Annotated in this window: 17 protein-coding genes and 1 tRNA gene; 5 read left to right on the top strand and 13 right to left on the bottom strand. The window is 67.3% G+C overall.

The genetic code is table 11. From position 1 onward, the window contains the following. Nucleotides 1-146: 146 nt before the first annotated feature. A tRNA-Thr gene (locus A7X12_RS07350) sits at nt 147-222 on the bottom strand. A gap of 216 nt (nt 223-438) precedes the next feature. On the opposite strand from A7X12_RS07350, the gene A7X12_RS07345 reads away from it, so the two are divergent. After that, entirely contained in the window at nt 439-1,701 is a 1,263-nt protein-coding gene (locus A7X12_RS07345; protein WP_064311007.1) for a PAS domain-containing protein, read from the top strand. 115 nt (nt 1,702-1,816) lie between these two features. Continuing rightward, on the top strand, nt 1,817-6,439 hold the full coding sequence (locus A7X12_RS07340; protein WP_064311006.1) for an NAD-glutamate dehydrogenase: 4,623 nt from the start codon (nt 1,817-1,819) through the stop codon (nt 6,437-6,439). A 56-nt stretch (nt 6,440-6,495) separates the two neighbouring features. Here the strand turns inward: A7X12_RS07340 and A7X12_RS07335 are convergent, their stop codons facing one another. Continuing rightward, nucleotides 6,496-6,939 (bottom strand): NUDIX hydrolase, encoded by a 444-nt coding sequence (locus A7X12_RS07335; protein WP_064311005.1) that lies wholly within the window; start codon nt 6,937-6,939, stop codon nt 6,496-6,498. After that, entirely contained in the window at nt 6,936-7,220 is a 285-nt protein-coding gene (locus A7X12_RS07330) for a BolA family protein (protein ID WP_064311004.1), read from the bottom strand. The genes A7X12_RS07335 and A7X12_RS07330 overlap by 4 nt, the downstream gene beginning before the upstream one ends. A gap of 35 nt (nt 7,221-7,255) precedes the next feature. Here A7X12_RS07330 and A7X12_RS07325 point away from each other — a divergent pair, with 35 nt between their 5' ends. Then, nucleotides 7,256-7,867 carry a J domain-containing protein gene (locus tag A7X12_RS07325; protein WP_064311003.1) on the top strand — a complete coding sequence of 204 codons (612 nt, stop codon included), beginning with the start codon at nt 7,256-7,258 and terminating at the stop codon, nt 7,865-7,867. 13 nt (nt 7,868-7,880) lie between these two features. On the opposite strand, the gene A7X12_RS07320 is transcribed toward A7X12_RS07325, so the two are convergent. The 5 genes from A7X12_RS07320 to A7X12_RS25905 are packed head-to-tail and all read right to left on the bottom strand — an operon-like array spanning nt 7,881 to nt 9,933. After that, nucleotides 7,881-8,348 carry an SRPBCC family protein gene (locus tag A7X12_RS07320; protein ID WP_064311002.1) on the bottom strand — a complete coding sequence of 156 codons (468 nt, stop codon included), beginning with the start codon at nt 8,346-8,348 and terminating at the stop codon, nt 7,881-7,883. After that, entirely contained in the window at nt 8,345-9,130 is a 786-nt protein-coding gene (locus A7X12_RS07315) for a VOC family protein (protein ID WP_064311001.1), read from the bottom strand. Before A7X12_RS07315 ends, A7X12_RS07320 begins: the two co-directional genes overlap by 4 nt. Before the next feature lie 14 nt (nt 9,131-9,144). Continuing rightward, complete coding sequence (locus A7X12_RS07310; RefSeq protein ID WP_064311000.1) at nt 9,145-9,501, bottom strand: DUF1428 domain-containing protein; 357 nt, start codon at nt 9,499-9,501, stop codon at nt 9,145-9,147. An 18-nt stretch (nt 9,502-9,519) separates the two neighbouring features. After that, nucleotides 9,520-9,750 carry a DUF4287 domain-containing protein gene (locus tag A7X12_RS07305; protein ID WP_064310999.1) on the bottom strand — a complete coding sequence of 77 codons (231 nt, stop codon included), beginning with the start codon at nt 9,748-9,750 and terminating at the stop codon, nt 9,520-9,522. 18 nt (nt 9,751-9,768) lie between these two features. Then, on the bottom strand, nt 9,769-9,933 hold the full coding sequence (locus tag A7X12_RS25905) for a hypothetical protein (protein WP_198161947.1): 165 nt from the start codon (nt 9,931-9,933) through the stop codon (nt 9,769-9,771). A gap of 79 nt (nt 9,934-10,012) precedes the next feature. Here A7X12_RS25905 and A7X12_RS07300 point away from each other — a divergent pair, with 79 nt between their 5' ends. Continuing rightward, nucleotides 10,013-10,693: a winged helix-turn-helix transcriptional regulator gene (locus tag A7X12_RS07300; protein WP_064310998.1), complete on the top strand. Its 681-nt coding sequence runs from the start codon at nt 10,013-10,015 to the stop codon at nt 10,691-10,693. Nucleotides 10,694-10,767: 74 nt separating this feature from the next. Then, nucleotides 10,768-11,772, top strand: coding sequence for a cobaltochelatase subunit CobS (cobS, locus tag A7X12_RS07295; RefSeq protein ID WP_064310997.1), 1,005 nt, complete (start codon nt 10,768-10,770; stop codon nt 11,770-11,772). A 139-nt stretch (nt 11,773-11,911) separates the two neighbouring features. Here cobS and A7X12_RS07290 read toward each other — a convergent pair whose 3' ends face one another. The 5 genes from A7X12_RS07290 to A7X12_RS07270 all read right to left on the bottom strand — a co-directional run bounded on the left by A7X12_RS07290 (nt 11,912) and on the right by A7X12_RS07270 (nt 17,681). Then, nucleotides 11,912-12,898: a hypothetical protein gene (locus A7X12_RS07290; protein WP_064310996.1), complete on the bottom strand. Its 987-nt coding sequence runs from the start codon at nt 12,896-12,898 to the stop codon at nt 11,912-11,914. A 59-nt stretch (nt 12,899-12,957) separates the two neighbouring features. Continuing rightward, the gene (locus A7X12_RS25435; protein ID WP_064310995.1) at nt 12,958-13,509 is read right to left on the bottom strand and encodes a hypothetical protein; all 552 of its coding nucleotides are present in this window, start codon (nt 13,507-13,509) and stop codon (nt 12,958-12,960) included. Nucleotides 13,510-13,795: 286 nt separating this feature from the next. Continuing rightward, nucleotides 13,796-14,479, bottom strand: a complete 684-nt coding sequence (locus A7X12_RS07280) for a Fe2+-dependent dioxygenase (protein WP_064310994.1) — start codon at nt 14,477-14,479, stop codon at nt 13,796-13,798. Beyond that, nucleotides 14,473-15,171 carry a tetratricopeptide repeat protein gene (locus tag A7X12_RS07275; RefSeq protein ID WP_064310993.1) on the bottom strand — a complete coding sequence of 233 codons (699 nt, stop codon included), beginning with the start codon at nt 15,169-15,171 and terminating at the stop codon, nt 14,473-14,475. Before A7X12_RS07275 ends, A7X12_RS07280 begins: the two co-directional genes overlap by 7 nt. Beyond that, nucleotides 15,171-17,681: a TonB-dependent receptor gene (locus A7X12_RS07270; RefSeq protein ID WP_064310992.1), complete on the bottom strand. Its 2,511-nt coding sequence runs from the start codon at nt 17,679-17,681 to the stop codon at nt 15,171-15,173. The genes A7X12_RS07275 and A7X12_RS07270 overlap by 1 nt, the downstream gene beginning before the upstream one ends. Nucleotides 17,682-17,942: the final 261 nt, after the last annotated feature.

Here is a 17,942-nt window from a genome sequence, read left to right as displayed (position 1 = left end):
CACGGCTCCTGAAGCGTTCGTGGCCCCATGATTCGTGGCCCCTTTTGAGTGGGCCACAGCGGAACATAATGAGAAAATATGGGACCGCGTCAGGCCCATTTTATCGCAGTTTTCTGGGGTTTTCTAGCGATGTTCTCTAGATGTACTGGTGCCGCTTACAGGACTCGAACCTGTGACCCCCGCATTACGAATGCGATGCTCTACCAGCTGAGCTAAAGCGGCACACGGTGCTGCCGGGCGCTGGTCTGCCCGGAGGAGGGCGCGCTTACCAGTCGTTATCGGCGCTGGCAAGCACCTCCTTGCGCGACCGCGAACTTTCTTCCGGCCTCCAGCATCCCGCGGCTTTTCCGTAGCGCCCTTTTACGCAGCATTTACCATGGACCCTGCACAAGGCGCCGGATCAGCGTTTTCGGGCCTCGCCCGCAGTGGAGCATCCGCATGAACATGGCTCGCGGCATCAATCGTCCGACCGACCCCGAGCCCGCGCAGGACGAGGCGATCGACGAGCGCCCCGTTGCGATCGGCGGCGACGAGCGTCGCATGCATGTGCGCGCCTATAATCACTGGGTCGCGCTGCTGCGCGGGCGCCCCTATCCCGCCATCCAGGATCTCGACCCCGAAAACATCGCCGATTTCGGCCCCAACAGCGTGCTGCTCGATTTCACGGCCGGCATCGAGAATCCGGCGATCCGCTATCTGGGCACCGCGCTCCGGGAAGAATGCGGCATCGAAGGGCCGATCGCCCATGTGGGCGAAGTGCCGAGCCGTTCGCTGCTGTCGCGGCTTACCGACCATTATCTCCAGATCATCGCCAATCGCGCCCCGATCGGCTTCGAGGCCGAGTTCGTCGGCCAGCGCGGGCACCAGATGTTCTACCGCGGCATCCTGATGCCGTTCGCATCAGACCCCGAGAAGATCGACTTCATCTACGGCGTGATCAACTGGAAGGAAGTCGTCGACGCCGAGATGCAGGCCCGACTGGATGCCGAGGTCGAAGCATCGCGCCGGGCCGCGCCGCCTGCTGCGCCGACTCAGTCGATCTGGGCCGATGGCCCGAGCGCGGGGCTGGAAGCGCCCGCCACCGGCGACCTGCCGCACACCGAAATGGCGTCGCCGCTCGCCGACCAGCTGATGCTCGCCCGCGAATCGGCGGCAGCCGCGCGCGCCTCCGACCTTCGGGGCCGCGCCGCACTCTACCGCGCGCTGGATCGCGCTTATGGCTTCGCGCTGGCGGCGGAGCGCGACGGCGAAAGCTATGCCGCCCTGCTGGCCGAGGCAGGGATCGCCGCCCAGGCGCGCGCGCCGATGACGCCGGTGGTCAAGCTGGTCTTCGGCGCCGATTACGACAAGACGCGGCTCGCCGAGTTCGCGACAGTGCTCACCCATGCCAAACGCCTTGCGGTGCCGAGCGGCGGGCTCGACGCGTTTCTTGAAATCACCCCGGGCGGCATCAAGGGCGTGGTGAATGCCGAGCGCGAACTGCGCGCCGCGCAGGCAGGCGATCGTCGCCCAGCCGCGCTCGCCAGAGCCACGGAGACGCTGCGTACGCGCGCGCCGCTGGCACGTGTGGCGATGCAGGCCGGCGATGCGGAATTCGTGCTGCTCCTGGCCCGCGCAAGCGACCAGGGCCTCGACATCATCGCCAAGCTGGAAGACGACGCCCAGTTGACCGACCGGGCCGTTCGGCGCGCGGCCGCCTGAGGCCGCGCCGCCCGAGTCATGCGGGAGTCACAGCGCGGCGGAGGGCGCTTCTGCGCCTTTCCTACCGGATTTTCCAGACTTGAGGTGACCTTTTACCGGGAGCATAGCCGGATCCATGAAGAACCTCGAAAAAAAGATCATGCAGGCCTTTGAGGAACGTATCTTCGAAGGCGCGCTACCCGGAGAGCTGGAAGGACTGGACGATACCGAGCGCACGGAAGTAGCGCGGTTCGTCGCGGAAACGGCAGCGGAACGCCCGCCGCAGACCGTAAGGCTCAATCTCGAAACCTATCAGGACGATGCCAGCCGCAAGATGCGGCTCGCCGTGATCAACGACGACATGCCGTTCCTGGTCGACTCGATCGCGGCGGCGATCGCTTCGTTCGACCTGAGCATCTTCCGCATCATTCACCCGATTCTGCCGGTCGAGCGCGACGCCAAGGGCGTGGTGACCGATATCGGCGAGAAGGCGAAGGATTCGCAGCCCGAATCGATGATCTACATCGAGATGGAGCGCGCCGACGCCCGTACCCGCCGCGCGCTGACCAGCGAGATCGAGCGCGTGCTCGAGCATGTCCGCGACGTCGTCTCGGACTGGCGACCGCTCCAGCAGGCGCTGTCGATCGACGGCGCGCGGGTTCCTTCGCGCGAGGGCGAGGCGCTGCTCCGCTGGTTCGCCGACGACGCGATGACGCTGCTCGGGCATGAGAAATGGTCGGTCGGCGGCGAGAGCAGCGACCAGATCGGCCTTGCCCGCTACACCCATGAAGTGCCGCTGCTCGCCGACACCTCGCGCAAGCTCGCCGTCGACTATTTCGAAATGGGCGGCGAGATCCCGCTGCTCCTCAAGTCCAACGCCACCTCCTCCGTCCATCGCCGCGTGCCGCTCGACATCGTCGTCACGCCGCTGATGACCGGGCAGGAAGTCACCGGCCTGTCGATCCATTACGGGCTGTGGACCAGCCAGGCGCTCAATACGCCTCCCGCAATGGTGCCGATGCTGCGCGGCCGGCTGGAGATGCTCGAATCGAAGTTCGGCTTCGATCCCTCGGGCCATACCGGCAAGGCGATGACGCATGCCCTCACCGGCCTGCCGCACGATCTGACCACCGCCTTCGATCTGGAAGCGCTGGAGAGCCTGGTGCTCACCGCGATGTCGGTCGCGGATCGGCCGCGCTCGAAGCTGGTGCTGGTGCGCAGCACGCTGGGCCGTCACCTGTTCGCCTTTGTCTGGCTGCCGCGCGAGCAGGTTGCCGCCGGCCACCGCGAGACGATCGGCAACATGCTGGTCGAGGCCGCACATGCCAAGATGATCAACTGGTCGATCGCGCTGGAGGACGGCGTGCTGGCGCAGCTGCGCTACACGCTCGATCTGCGCGGCGACACGACGATGCCGGACGAGGACGAGCTCGACGCGCGCATCGCCCGCATGGTGCGCGGTTGGGCACCGGCGGTGGAAGCCTGCTTGAGCGAGATCGCCGGCAGCGGCGCCGCGCGCCTGTCGCTGCGCCTCGCCAACGCCTTCCCCGATGTCTACCGCCTCACCCACACGCCCGAGGAAGCCGCACAGGACATGGTGCGGATCGGGGGGCTCGAGGACGAGCATGCCCGTTCGGTGCGGATCGTGCCGCTGCAGGGAGAGCCCGGCAAATACCGGATCAAGCTGTACCGCCTGGGCGGGGCACTGGCGCTGTCCGACGCGGTCCCCGCGTTCGAGAATTTCGGCTTCCGCGTGCTCGAGGAAGTGCCGACCGAGCTGACCAACGGCGCTTTCATCCACGACTTCAAGGTCGAGCCGGCGACGCACAGCGACATGCTGGACCAGGACCCGGCGATCGTCGAGGCCGCGGTGGCTGCAGTGCTGCAGGGGCAGGCGGAGAACGACCTGTTCAACCGGCTCATCGTCGAGGCGGGCCTCAGCCCGGCGGCGGTGGTGCTGCTGCGCGCCTGGTTCCGCTATCTGCGCCAGACCGGCATGCTCTACGGGCTGGGCACCGTGGTCGACGCGCTGCGCCGCGCGCCGCTGGTCGCCACCGCGCTAGTCGAGCGGTTCGAAGCCGCGCACGACCCCGCCCGCGGCGGCGATGCTGAAGCGATCGCAGATGCCGAGCGCGCGATCGACCTCGGCCTCGCCCAGGTCAGCGCGATCGACGATGATCGCATCCTGCGCCTGTTCAAGGGCGTGGTGCTGGCCACGCTGCGTACCAACGCGTTCGCGCCCGCCGGAACCGAGGCGCTGGCCTTCAAGCTCGATTCGGCCAAGGTGCCGGGCCTCCCCGCTCCGCTCCCCTGGCGCGAAATCTGGGTGTACAGCCCGCGCGTCGAGGGCATCCACCTGCGCGCCGGCCCGGTCGCCCGTGGCGGCCTGCGCTGGTCCGATCGCCGCGACGACTTCCGCACCGAGATCCTGGGCCTGATGAAGGCGCAGCGCGTGAAGAATGCCGTCATCGTGCCGACCGGCGCCAAGGGCGGCTTCTATCCGAAGCATCTCCCCTCGCCTGCCATCGACCGCGACGCCTGGCTGGCGGAAGGGACCGAGAGCTACCGCATCTTCATCCGCGCGCTGCTGTCGATCACCGACAACATCGTCGCCGGCGATGTCGTCCATCCTGAAGGCGTGACCGTCCTCGACGGCAACGACCCCTATTTCGTCGTCGCGGCGGACAAGGGCACGGCGACCTTCTCGGACGTCGCCAACTCGCTGGCGATCGAGCGCAATTTCTGGCTGGGCGACGCGTTCGCCTCCGGCGGTAGCGTCGGTTACGACCACAAGGCGATGGGCATCACCGCCAAGGGCGCGTGGGTCTCGGTTCGCCGCCACTTCCTGGAGATGGGCACCGACATCCAGTCCGAACCAGTGACCGTGGCGGGCGTGGGCGACATGTCGGGCGACGTGTTCGGCAACGGCATGCTGCTGTCCAAGGCGATCAAGCTGGTTGCCGCGTTCGACCATCGCCACATCTTCCTCGATCCCAATCCGGATGCGGCGAAGAGCTGGGAGGAGCGGGCGCGCATGTTCGCGCTGCCGCGCTCGAGCTGGGCGGATTACAACCCCGACCTCATCTCCGAGGGCGGCGGCGTGTTCCCGCGCACCGAAAAGTCGATCCCGCTCAGCCCGCAGGTAAAGGCGCTGCTCGACCTTGATGTCGACAGCATCGATCCCAACGGCCTGATGATCGCGATCCTCAAGGCGCGCGTCGGGCTGCTGTGGTTCGGCGGCATCGGCACCTATCTGAAGGCGGCGAGCGAGAGCAACGGCGAGGTGGGCGACCCCGCCAACGACCGCATCCGCATCAATGCCGAGCAGGTGCGCGCGCAGGTGGTGGGCGAAGGCGCGAACCTGGGCGTGACGCAGGCGGCGCGCATCGCGTTCGCCCGCAACGGCGGCCGCCTCAACACCGACTTCATCGACAATTCGGCCGGCGTCGACTGCTCGGACAACGAGGTCAACATCAAGATCGCGCTCAACCGCGAGATGATCGAAGGCCGGCTCGGCTTCGAGGACCGCAACGCGCTCCTCGTGTCGATGACCGACGACGTGTCGCATCTGGTGCTGGAGGATAACCGCCTCCAGACACTAGCGCTCTCCTTCATGGAGAATGACGGCGCGCTCGATTTGCCGAGCTATGTACGAGTGATCGAGATTCTCGAGGCGAGCGGTCGGCTGGATCGCAATGTCGAAGGCCTAGGCTCCAACGAGGATCTGCTGCGCCGCGCACAGGAAGGCCGCGGTCTCACGCGGCCCGAGCTGGCAGTGCTGCTCGCCTCGGCGAAGCTGGCATTGCAGGACGCGATTGAAAGGGGCGACCTCGGCCATGATCCGGCGCTGGTCGGCGACCTTCATGCCGCCTTCCCGAAGGCGATGCAGGAGCGGTTCGGCAAGGCGATCGACGAACATCGCCTGCGCAACGAAATCGTCGCGACCAAGCTTGCCAACCGCGTGGTAAACCGCCTGGGCGTGCTCCACCCGTTCGAGCTCGCCGAGGAAGAAGGCGCGGCGATGCGCGACATCGCGGCGATGTTCGTCGTCGCCGAACGACTGCTCGGCCTGCCCGCGCTGTGGGAAGCCGTGGAAACCGCCGAGATCAGCGAAGGCGCCCGCGTCGCGCTGCTCGACGAGCTGGCGGTGGCGGTGCGCGGCCAGATCGCCGATCTGCTGCGCATCACCCGCCCCGGCGCCAGCCCTGCCGAGGTGATCGCGCGGCTGAAGCCCGGCATCGAAGCGCTGGGTCGCGAGACCAAGAGTCTGATGCTCACCGAAGTGCGCGCCCAGGCCGATCGGATCTGCAGCAAGCTCACCGCGGCCGGCGCCCCGCGGGAACTGGTGGATCGGGTCGTGCACGTGTTCGAGCTCGACGGCTGCATCGGCCTGGCCGATCTCGGCCATCGGCGCGGCATCGACGAACTGGTGCTCACCCGCGCCTTCACCTCGCTCGGCCAGGCGCTGGGCCTGGACTGGGCGCAGGCGACCGCGGCACGGATCACCACCGGCGATGTGTGGGAGCGCTTGCTGATCGCCGGCCTCGCCCGCGACTTCCAGCAGCTCCGCCTGGACTTTCTCGGCCGCGTCGAGGGCCAGGATCCGCAGGCGACGGTGGACGCATGGCTCGCCGAGCACCGCGCCCGCGTCGACCAGTTCAGCGCGCTGGTTCGGCGCGCCCGTCAGTCGGCGGTGCCGAACGCCGCGATGCTCGCGCAGATCGCAGGCCAGGCCCGCGTGCTGCTCGGGCGGGAGTAGGCGGGCGGGAGTGAGGCTGTGCCCGCCGCGCCCGTTTCGGGCGCGGCGGGCACCGCTCAGGCTCTCAGGACTGCCAGCATCTCCAGCAGGTCCTCGGGGAAGATCGGCTCGTCCTGCACGGCGATCTCTTCGCGGGTGAACCAGCGCCAGCCGCGCATCACCCGCTGCTCCAGCGCGGTATGGCCGGCGGTGTCGATGGCCTCCGCCTCGGTGCGGACCAGGAAATAGCGCTCGTCCGCCCAGACCGGCACGCCCTCGATCGTTATGAACTCGACGATCCGCTGCGCGACTTCCGCACCGGGATCCGCCGTGATGCCGGTCTCTTCCCACAGCTCGCGACGCGCGGCGTCTTCATAGCTTTCGCCCGGATCGACCGCGCCGCCCGGCGTGCACCAGAAGGGCGGCCGGTCGCTGGGATCGAAGCGAAACAGCAATATCCGACCCGCGCCGTCCAGCAGCAGGATCCGCGCCGCCGGGCGCGCGACACGATCCGTGCTCATTCGCCCGGTGCGGTCGCCTTGATCGCCAGCGCGTGGATGCGGGTGGCGAGCAGGTCGGCAAGCGCGTGGTTCACCTTGCGCTGGCGGGCGACCCGGTTGAGCCCGGCGAACTCGGGGCTTTCGATCGTGACGGTGAAGTGGCTTTCGCCCGTGCCGTCGTCGCCCAGATGCCCGCGATGCTGGGCGCTGTCGTTGCTGACATGGAGGTGCGACGGGGCGAGCGCGGTGCGCAGGCGATCGGCGATAAGATCGGCCAGAGGGCCGGTAGCGAGGTCGGTCATCGCGCCTATATAGGCGGTTTGCTCGAGGGAGTCGCGTGGCTAGCCGTCCGCCGAAGAAGGATCGTCCGAATGCCCGTTTCCACGGCCGTGTGGAAGCGGAGGGGAGAGTATGCGCCGAGCCGGGATGCACCGCCGCAGGCGAGTTCCGCGCGCCGCCGCTGGAGGGGCCGCGCAGCGCATTTGATGGGCCGCCGCCGTTCCGCTGGCTGTGCCTTGACCATGTCCGCGCGTTCAACTCGGGATATAATTTCTTCGCCGGCATGAGCCCGGACGAGATCCACGAAGCGCAGCGCCCGATTGCCGGCTGGGAGCGCGAGACGCGCGCGTTCAGCGCCAATCCCGACGTGCCGCCACGCTGGGCCGATTTTGCCGACCCGCTCGACGCGATCGGCGCGCGCTTCCGCGACCGGATGAAGGATCGCGGCGAGCGCAAGGACGGCCGCCCGCTGTCGGGCGCCGATCGCGATGCGCTGAAAGTGCTGGACCTGGAGATCGACTGCGACCGGACCGCACTGCGCAAGCGCTATTCGGAGCTGGTGCGCAAGTTCCATCCCGATCGCAACGGCGGCGACCGCAGCCACGAGGCGCGGCTGCAGCGCGTGATCGCGGCATATCAGCAGCTGAAGGGGTCGGCGGCCTTCGCGTGAAGGCCACGTACGGTCAAGCGTTGGCCTCCGCTGACAGCCGGCGCGCGACCGCTTCCAGCTGTTCGGCCACCACGGACCAGCCCTGCTCAAAGCCCATCGCGCGGTGCTTTTCGCAGCTCTCCTGGGACCAGTGCCGCGCGCTGGCGCGGTAGCGGGTGCGCTGCCCCTCGGGCTCGAACGACCAGGTGCCGACCATGAATGGCGCCTGCGGGATCCATCCGGCCCGGAAGGCGTCGGTGGACACGACCCGGCGGCCGGGTACCACTTCCAGAATCACCCCCTCCAGCCGCTGCTCCTCGCCGTTCGGGCCGCGCATGATCATCGCGCTGCGCCCGCCCGGGCGTAGATCCTGCTCGATCCGTTCGGTGGTCCAGGGGCGCGGGCACCACCATTCCTCGAAATGATCGGTGAAGGCGCGCCAGCAGGCATCGACGGGGGCATCGATCAGGCGCTCGACAAACAGTTCCAGTGCATCGCTCACGCCGCCGCCTCCTGACCGCTTACCAGACCGAAAACCGCGCCGTCCGGATCGACCGCCTGCAGCACCCGCTCGCCGCCCGGCACATCCATCGGCCCGTTGAGAACCGTTCCGCCTGCCGCCTCGACCCGGCCCTTCGCATGGTCCACGTCGTCGACCCGGAAATAGAACCCCCAGCCCGGCTTCGCCCCCGCCGGCACCGGCATGATCGCGCCGATCGGCTCGCCGCCGTCATGCCCGATGAAGCTATACTCGCCCAGTTCCCCCATCGGCATGCCGCCCATCCGGGTGAGGCCGAAATGGCGGTGATAGAAGCCGAGCGCACCCTCCGCATCCGGCGTCAGGAGTTCGTTCCAGCCGACATGCCCAAGGCCGTGGCGCTGATAGACGGTGCTGGTCGCCCCTTCGGTCGCGCCACGCATCACGTAGAAGGGAATGCCCTGCGGATCGGTGAGCATCGCGATCCGCCCCACGCCTGCCGCATCCCAGGCGGGCACCAGCACCGTACCGCCAGCGTCGACGATCGCGGCGAGGCTCGCATCGACATCGTCGACCCCGAAATAGGCCAGCCAGGTCGGGCTCGCGCCCGCCGCGCGCATCGCATCGTCGAGCTGCAGCATGCCGCCGGCATTGCCGTCCGGCGCCGCGATCATGCGATAGTCCGGGCCGCCCGGCATCGCCGCGCCGACCTGCCAGCCTATCACCGCCCCGTAGAAGGCCGCGGCGCGATCCGCGTCCTGCGTCATCAGCTCGTACCAGATGACCTCGCCTTGCCGGTTCGTCATGTCGCTCTCCCTGTTCAGCCGTCGCCGCGATCGACGATCGGCTCGAATCCGCCCCAGAACATGCGCTTGCCGTCGAACGGCATCGTCCGTCCCTGCATTTCAGGCGCTTCCATCAGCTTGCCCCAGCCGGCATCGCGCGTCGGCTTGTCGGGCCACAGCACCCAGGCGAACACCACCGCTTCGCCGTCCTCCGCCAGCGTCGCGCGGTAGAAGTCGGTGGCGGTGCCGTGCGGCACGTCCTCGCTCCAGGTCTCCATCACCCGCGTTGCCCCGAACTTGAGGAAGAGGTCCGCCGTCACTTCGGACAGCGCACGATACTCGTCCTTCTTCGCCTGAGGCACCGGGATCACATATCCGTCGAGATAGGTCATGTACCCGACTCCCTCCGCTTACGCTTCGCCTTCCCGCTTCACGCCCTTGAGCAGCGCGACAATCGCCATTGCGTGGCCGTGCCCCAGCCCAAACTGTTCCTTGAGATCGGCGACAATCGCCCCCGCCTTCACGCCAGCGCGCAGGCCGGACGAATCGGCCCAGCCCTTCTCCGCCGCGTAGGTGCGGAAATCGTCGGGGCTGCGCCCGGTCTTGGCCTGGATGTTGTCGAGATAGGCCTGGAACGACATGGTCGATCTCCTTTCGGTTCAGGCCGGTTCCGCCTGCGCCATCGCGGCAGCGGGCATGCCCATGTGGAGCGGCTCGAAAATATGGGCGTCGGGCTCGATGAAGGTGCGGCCGATCGCTTCGTAGAAGGCCGTCGCGCGCGGCGCACCGGTCACTGGCAGGTTCACGAACACCCGGTTCGGCATCGCTGTCTCTCCCGTTTCAGCACGGCGTTCGAGTCGCGCCCTGCTTGATTCGTGCCGCGCCCGATCCTAAAAAACAACCGTGAAGTTAGAAACTATAACCACGCCGAAACGTCGCTATGACGATGCCTGCGGCACCGCCCTCGCCCTGGAGTTCGTCGGCGAGCGCTGGGCGCTGCTGGTCATCCGCGAACTACTCCTCGGCCCCCGCCGCTTCGGCGAGATTCGCGCGGGGTTGCCGGGCCTCAGCGCCAATGTGCTTACCCAGCGGCTGGCCGGGCTGGAGGCCGATGGCATCCTCGTGCGCGAGAAGCTGCCGCCGCCAGCCAGCGTGCAGGTTTATGCGCTCACCCCCTGGGGCTATGCAGCCGAACCGGTGGTGATGGCGATGGGTCGATGGGCCCTGCGCTCGCCGCGACACGATCCCGCGCTTCCCTTCTCGCGCGTCTCGCTGATGCTGGCGCTGCGCATGATGCTGTTGCCCGACAAGGCCAGTGGCTGGGCGGGCCGCATCGGCTTTCGGCTGGGCGAGGAAACGTATCGCGTCACCGTGGGCGAAGGTACGCTGGCGATCGACCGCGGCACGCTCGCCGATGCCGAGGCGGTGTTCGTCGGCGAACCCAATGACTTCCTGCCGGTGTTGTTCGGCGCGATGCCGCTCGCGATGGCGCTGGCCGAGGGGCGATTCGCGGTGGAGGGCGACACCGCCCGCGCCGCGGACTTCGCGACGCTGTTCCTGCTGCCGACCAAGATCGGCGCCTGAAGCCATCCCCTAAGGACATGCGGTTGCAGTGCGGCAAACAAGCCACTAGGTCCGGTGCGACTGAAGGATTTGATATGGCCGACATCCCCAACACCCTGCCCGACAGCCGGGACTCCACGATCCTCGACGCACCCGACAAGATGGTGAAGGTGCGCGACCTGTTCGGGATCGACAGCGACATGGAAGTCCCCGCGTTCAGCGAGGCGGACGAGCGCGTGCCCGATCTGGATCCCGCCTATGTGTTCGATCCGGACACCACGCTCGCGGTGCTGGCGGGCTTCGCGCACAATCGCCGCGTGATGATCCAGGGCTATCACGGCACCGGCAAGTCGAGCCACATCGAGCAGGTCGCGGCGCGGCTCAACTGGCCCTGCATCCGGATCAACCTCGATGCGCATATCAGCCGTATCGACCTGATCGGTCGCGACGCGATCGTCCTGAAGGATGGCCAGCAGATCACCGAATTCCGCGAGGGCCTGCTGCCCTGGGCGCTGCAGACCCCGACGGCTTTGGTGTTCGACGAGTATGATGCGGGCCGCCCGGACGTGATGTTCGTGATCCAGCGCGTGCTGGAGACCGAGGGCAAGCTGACCCTGCTCGACCAGAACCGGGTGATCCGCCCGAGCCCCTGGTTCCGCCTGTTCGCCACCGCCAATACGGTCGGCCTGGGCGACACCAGCGGCCTGTATCACGGCACGCAGCAGATCAACCAGGGCCAGATGGACCGCTGGAACATCGTCGTCACGCTCAACTATCTGCCCGCCGCCACCGAGGCGCGGATCGTGCTCGCCAAGTCCGGCGAATATGACAAGCCGGGCGGCAAGGAGACGGTGGAGAACATGGTCCGCGTGGCCGAGCTCACCCGCCGCGGCTTCATCAACGGCGACATCTCGACGGTGATGAGCCCGCGCACCGTGATCACCTGGGCGCAGAATGCGCTGATCTTCGGCGATGTGGGCTTCGCCTTCCGCCTGTCGTTCCTCAACAAGTGTGACGAGGCCGAGCGGGCGCAGGTAGCGGAATATTACCAGCGCGTGTTCGGCAAGGACCTGCCGGAAAGCGTGGTCGGCCGGGCGTAATCAGGCCTATCCTCCCCCGCCAGGGGAAGGTGGCGCGCAAAGCGCGACGGAGGGGGAGGATACCAGAACCTCTTGGACCGTCGTGCTTCCGCCCCCTCCGAGCCGCTGACGCGGCCCACCTCCCCCTGGCGGGGGAGGATTAGGGCCTGCTTTCCAGCCGCCAGCGGAGTGCGCGAACGAACGGCTCCGGATCGTCGAGCCGGAAGGCGATCGCAGTGCGGGGGCGCCGCCCCGGCAGCGGATCGTGCAGCCGGAGCACCAGGTTCGGCCAGCCGAGCAGCCCGGCGTTGAGCGTCGCCTTGTCCTTCACCAGCGCGGAGTCGAAGCTGGTCTCGAGACTCACGATCGCCGCATAGGGCACGAACTGGTCAACCAGCAGCCCGGCGCGCACCCGAGCGCCCTCGGGCGTCAATAGCACCGGGCACAGGCGGAACGACTTGATCAGCGCGATCATGTAGATCAGCCCGACGTCACTCAGCACGAACAGGATATAGGCCGCGCGCGCGCTCCAGTGCGCGAGCAGCAGATGGTGGACCGCAATCTCGATCGCCTGCAACGCCAGCAGCGTCACAGCCATCGGCGTCAGATGCCGGTGATAGGCGAAGCTCTGGCAACCGGCGGGAACGTCCGGCGCTGCGCCCCACCGAAACAAGCCGAGATGGAGCCAGCGAAGTTCGGCGGCAGCCACCCGGACGAGCGGCGGCGGCAACAGTTCGGACAAGGCTGCAACCCAGCGTGCGTCGGCAGCCGTCCGGAAGCGCATCCATGCGACGGAGGCCCCCCAGCAGAGATGAACGGCCAGCAAGATCGCCATCCCGCCGGCGAGCATCGGCAGGCTCAGCAGCGCGCTCCGGACGGCAGGCGGCGTGGCGATGAGCGCGGCGAATACTGCCAGCGCCAGCCCCGCGACGATCTGGCGCGGTGCGGGACGGCGGCGCGGCGCCGTTGCGATCAGCGACAACAGCCGGCTGTCGCTCGCGATCCACAGGAAAAGCAGCCCGGCAATCAGCGGGTGCGCGCGCGCCAGGGGTGTCCGCACGGCCCATCCCGCGAGAAACAGCACCGCGATCGGGAACAGCCGCGTCCACAGGTCCGAACGGCGGATCGCGAGCGGCGTAGCGGTCATTGGCCTTCCCCCAAGCTATGGCGGCCCCTGGTAGCACGATCCGCGGCGATCCGCAGCGCTCAGGTCTGGAGCCGGCCGGACCTGTCCTGCAGCAACCAGAAGCGGGTATATCGTTGCAGCCGCGGCAGAATGATCCATTGCAGCGTCGCGGTCAGCAGCAGCGACGAGGGCAGCAGCTGAAGCGGCAGGGGCACATCCTTCAACACCGTGCGCACGCCCAGGCTTACCAGCAGCAACACGGGAAAGACCGTCAGCCAGGTGGTCACGAAGCGCTTCCACTTGCTCGCACTGGCATCGCTCGGCAGGTCGAAGGCGATATGGTCGCCGGACTGGACCTGGCGCAGCGCCGTCGACCAGCCATCGGCGATGGCGACATGCGCCCGCACATCGCTGCTTTCGTGCCATGCCTCGGCGCTGGCACGATCGTCGAAGCGGAAAAGCAGATGCTGGAAGCCCGCCGTCTGGCCGAGCCGGATGGCCGCGCGGTAGCCGGGCGCGGCATCGGCCAGCGCGTTGAGCGCCACTGCCCAGCGCTCGAAGTCCTCCTCATGCCCGGCGCGAATCGCGCGGCTGGTGACGACGGTGGCGGTGTGCGCGGGATCGGCTGGCATGGCGGCAGAACGTGTCCGCTCGCCAAGTCGTTGCCGGCTGATAGCAACTGGTGTTCAGGCCGTGCGCGATGGAACGCCGATCCGGCGTTGTCGAACCTCCGGACCTCGACGGGCACTTGGTCAAAGCCGTCGAGCAAGGGCGCATTGATCCCCATCTTCCCGAAGGCTTCTCCGGGACTTGCCTAATGGGTGCCGCATCCGCAAGCCGGGCAATGGCAGCTTCCCTGAACGGACATGCCGCTGTTGTACGCGCCCGTCCGTCCGGACTGCAACGCAGATGCGGCGCCTATGCGTCCGCCCAGCGTCGCAGCAGATTGTGGTATACCCCGGTCAGCGCCACCACCTCGGCATGGCCCTGCCCGACTTCACCGGCCAGCGCCTGAATCGAGCGATCCAGGTCGAACAGGATGCGCCGCTCGCCATCCTCGCGCACCATCGACTGGAGCCAGAAGAAGCTCGACGTCCTGGCCCCGCGCGTCACCGGCTCCACCCGGTGCAGGCTTGAGGAGGGGTAGAGGATCGCATGGCCCGCCGGCAGCTTGACGCTCTGTTCGCCGAACAGGCCCTCGATGCGAAGCTCGCCGCCGTCATAGGCTTCGGGCGGCTCGAGAAACACGGTCATCGAAAGGTCGGAGCGGATGCGGAAGTCGCTGCCGCGCTGGATGCGGATCGCATTGTCGACATGGGTGCCGAACGCCTGCCCGCCGGCATAGCGATTGAACAGCGGCGGAAACACCTTGAGCGGCAGCGCGGCGGCCACGAACAGCGGCGATCGCGCCAGCGCGTCGAGGATGATCGCGCCCGCCTTGCGGTGCGCCTCGCCGCCCTCTGGCAGCTGCTCGTTGCGCTTGGCGAGCGCGGACTGCGCGCCCGAGGTGACGTTGCCGTCGACCCATGCCGCCGCATCGATGATGCCGCGCACTGCCGCGACTTCGTCTGCGGTCAGCAGGTCGGGGATCGGTATCAGCAAAGATGGGTCTCCAGTTCGGGCCAGGGCGAGCGGCGGAGCCAGTCGCGGGCCTTTTGCACAAAGGCCGGGGTCGCGGTCTCGCGACAGCGCGTCAACCAGTGGGCGGCCGTCTCCAGCAGCCCATCGCCCGCCAGCATGCGGGCATGGTTGAACGCGCCGCGGAAATCGCCGCCCTCGGCCGCGCGGGCATAGCATTCCGCTGCCTTGGCCATGTCCTGCGGCACCACCCAGCCATCCTCGTGGAAGCTGCCGACATAGTTGATCGCCTTGGCATTGCCCGTCGCCGCGGCCTTTTCGAACCAGGCGAGCGCGGCGGCCTTGTCCTCGGTCAAGCCCTCGCCAAGCGCCAGCGCCGTCGCGTAATTATACATGCCCCAGTCGAGCCCGCGCTCGGCGGCAACGCGGAAGCATTCGGCGGCGCGCACCTTGTCCACGCCCACGCCCCAGCCAAGGTCATAGCAACGGCCGAGCATGTTGAGCGCCATCAGGTGGCCGGCGCGGGCGGCACGTGCGAACCATTCGAATGCCTCCGTCGCCGGACCCTGATCGAGCAGCATCTGCGCCCACACCGCCTGCGCCTCCGGCACCCCCGCTTCGGCGCCGTCTCGAATGAGCGCCGCCCGCGCTTCCGGCGAACCGGAGAGGCGGGCGGCGATGTCGTCGGCGGTGAGGTCGTCGAGCGCGACGCGCATCAGAACTTCACGTTGAGCGTCGCGAAGGCGGAACGCCCCGGCGCGATGGTCGCATAGTGCGAGGTATAGGCCTGGGTGAAATAGGTCTTGTCGGTAAGGTTCTGGATGTTGGCGCTCACGCCGATCTGCGGGGTGAACTGATAGGCCAGCCGTGCATCGAAGCGCCAATAGGAGGGGACCGAACGGACGATGACCTTGCTCGCCGGGGTTACGGTCACCACGCCCGCTGCGTTCTGCGTGGCGGCGCGGTTGTCCTGATAGCCGCCGATCATGGTGCTGGCGTAGAAGGCGCCCCCGCCGAAGCTGAACTTGCTGGTCGGCTTCACATCGGCCCACAGCGTGAAGCTGTCGCGCACCGTCTGCTGCGCCTGGCGGCCGGTATTCACCGACGGCACCAGTACCGTCTTCGCGCCCTGGATCGTGACGGTATTGCCGTTCACGACCTGCGTGATCGCGGCCGCGGTAAGCGCCGTCGAGCCGCCATCGACGATCTTCGGATCAAGATGGGTATAGCCGCCGAACACCGTCAGCCAGCTGGTGACATTGCCGTTGAAATTCAGTTCCACGCCGCGGATGCGGCGCTTGCCGATGAATTCGATGGTGTTGTTCGGACCGGTCACGCGGGCATTGTCGGTGTCGGTCTGGAATGCGGCGGCGGTCAGCGACAGCTGCTCGTTAAACAGATTGGCCTTGGCGCCGACCTCGTAGGATTTGGTCTTCTCTACCTTCAGGCTGTCCAGCACCGCGGCGGCGCTGACGGTGGTGCCGAGCGAATTGCCCTCCTGCCCCTCGCCCACCAGGCTGTTCGGCGGCGTCGCGGCGGTGGCGTAGCTGGCGTAGAGGCTGGTGTTATGGGTCGGCTTGAACACCAGGCCCGCCTGCCAGTTGAACAGGTTGTTGGTCTTGCCGAGGCGGAAGGTGCCGGTCGCGGTTGCCGCCTGGCCCGGCGTCACCGTCGACTTGAAGCGATCGTAGCGCGCACCGACGTTGAGGATCAGCTGCGGCAGCAGCGTGATCGAGTCGAAGCCATAGACCGCAACCGTGCTCGCATCATTCTGCGTCTCGGTGATCGAGGCGCCCTTCACGATCGGCGTCTGCACGGTCGACGTGTCGCTGGCATAGTTCACCCAGGGCTGTTGCACGGGGTTGAACAGGCTGGTGCAATAGAAGCGCGCGATCGTCGCGGCGTTGCAGCGGGGGCTCGCGCCGAAGCCGCTCGATACCACGAAGGTACCGCGCCGCGCCTTTTCCCAGCTCACTTCGACGCCGGTCGAGAAGCTGTGCTTCACGGATCCGGTCTCGAACGTGCCGTACAGATCGGTCTGATTGGTGAGCGCCTCGGTATAGCCATAGCGGGTGTTGGCACGCTGCCAGACAAGGCCGCCGGTCAGCACGTCGCCGCGTGCCGCCGCCGCGCCCGTCGCCGGGGTGGCCGAGGTTCCATACACATTGCCCTGGCTGTCGTCGGGCAGGGTGAAGATATAGGCCTGGTAGGTATGGCTGAAGCGCGACGTGTTGCGCAGCGTGATGCCGCCGAAATCATGCTCGGCGCGCAGCGTCGCCTGGTGCGTCTTGGCGTCGCGGAAGTCACGCGCGGCAATGCCGTAGAAGTTGTCGCGGTCGACACGCCCCTTCACCCCGGCAATGGTGGTGAAGTCGCCGACGACCGGCTGGCTGACGATGGTGCCTGTCCCCGGCGCATTCGCCAGCGTGTAGGCATACGGAATGCCGCTGTCGGGAAGCTCATGGCTCTCGAGATAGTAATAGGAGGCGGTCAACCGGGTATCGGTGCCCAAGCCGATCGTCACGGACGGCGCCACGCCCCAGCGACGCTGCCATACCGAGTCGCGCCCGGCGACATCCTGGTCGTGCCATAAGGCGGCGATGCGGACGCCCACCTTGTCGGCAACCTGCCGATTCACGTCCAGGGTGAAGCGCTTGAAGTCCGCGGTACCCGCGCTCGCGGTTCCGGCGATGAAATTGCCCGCCACCGGCAGCTTGGAGATGATGTTGATCGATCCGCCTGCGCTGCCACGGCCGCCCAGCGTCGAATCCGAACCGCGCACGATCTGCACCTGCTCGGTCGCGAACACCTCGCGGGTCTGCGCGCCGATATCGCGCACCCCGTCGAGGAAGGTCGAGCCCTGGCTGTCGAAGCCGCGAATGAAAGGCCGGTCGCCGATCGGGTTGCCGCCCTCGGCCGCGCCGAAGGTGATGCCGGGCACGGTGCGCAGCGCATCGGCCAGGCTGGTCGAGCCCGTCTGCTCGATCACCTCGCGCGAGAGCACCACGACCGATCGCGGCGTATTGACCACCGGCGCGATCGCCTTCGGGCCGACCATCTCGTCCTTGTGCTGACCATTGACGATGATCCGGTCCTGATCGTCACTGGCGGAATCCTTGCGGTCGGTATCCGCATGCGCGGGCGCGGTGGCGACAAAGCCGACGCAAGCCAGCGCCAGAAAGGCAGGAACGCGATTCGAAACAGGTGCAGAAGAGGAAGGACGCAACGTAGGAACCCCCGATAATTGTTACGCACCTGCTATTGCGAGCGCCTCGCAGAGTCAACGCTAATGCGAGCGGTTTGCAGAAAATGCCGAGCCTGCGGTTTCGTTGCTCGATATTGTCCGCGTATTTCCTCCTTCCCACATCGCCGAAAGGCACACCCCGCGCGCAATAGGAAAGCTGACTGCGCAAAGGTTTGGACAAATATTACGCGATTTCGGCCCAGCTAATTGTTGGACAAACTGATGCGATGAACGATAGTTTGC

It is taken from the genome of Sphingomonas sp. TDK1, assembly GCF_001650735.1.
Classification (GTDB): Bacteria; Pseudomonadota; Alphaproteobacteria; order Sphingomonadales; family Sphingomonadaceae; genus Sphingomonas.
The sequence above is the reverse complement of the archived record's forward strand: the minus strand, read 5'-3'. Positions and strand labels throughout refer to the sequence as shown.

Bases quoted from the DNA above. Each gene is read 5' to 3' on its own strand.
- A7X12_RS07305 (WP_064310999.1), bottom strand. From the start codon at position 9,750: ATGTCGTTCCAGGCCTATCTCGACAACATCCAGGCCAAGACCGGGCGC.
- A7X12_RS07330 (WP_064311004.1), bottom strand. From the start codon at position 7,220: ATGACCGACCTCGCTACCGGCCCTCTGGCCGATCTTATCGCCGATCGC.
- A7X12_RS07275 (WP_064310993.1), bottom strand. From the start codon at position 15,171: ATGCGCGTCGCGCTCGACGACCTCACCGCCGACGACATCGCCGCCCGC.
- A7X12_RS07315 (WP_064311001.1), bottom strand. From the start codon at position 9,130: ATGACGAACCGGCAAGGCGAGGTCATCTGGTACGAGCTGATGACGCAG.
- cobS (WP_064310997.1), top strand. From the start codon at position 10,768: ATGGCCGACATCCCCAACACCCTGCCCGACAGCCGGGACTCCACGATC.
- A7X12_RS25435 (WP_064310995.1), bottom strand. From the start codon at position 13,509: ATGCCAGCCGATCCCGCGCACACCGCCACCGTCGTCACCAGCCGCGCG.
- A7X12_RS25905 (WP_198161947.1), bottom strand. From the start codon at position 9,933: ATGCCGAACCGGGTGTTCGTGAACCTGCCAGTGACCGGTGCGCCGCGC.
- A7X12_RS07335 (WP_064311005.1), bottom strand. From the start codon at position 6,939: ATGAGCACGGATCGTGTCGCGCGCCCGGCGGCGCGGATCCTGCTGCTG.
- A7X12_RS07290 (WP_064310996.1), bottom strand. From the start codon at position 12,898: ATGACCGCTACGCCGCTCGCGATCCGCCGTTCGGACCTGTGGACGCGG.
- A7X12_RS07345 (WP_064311007.1), top strand. From the start codon at position 439: ATGAACATGGCTCGCGGCATCAATCGTCCGACCGACCCCGAGCCCGCG.
- A7X12_RS07310 (WP_064311000.1), bottom strand. From the start codon at position 9,501: ATGACCTATCTCGACGGATATGTGATCCCGGTGCCTCAGGCGAAGAAG.
- A7X12_RS07340 (WP_064311006.1), top strand. From the start codon at position 1,817: ATGAAGAACCTCGAAAAAAAGATCATGCAGGCCTTTGAGGAACGTATC.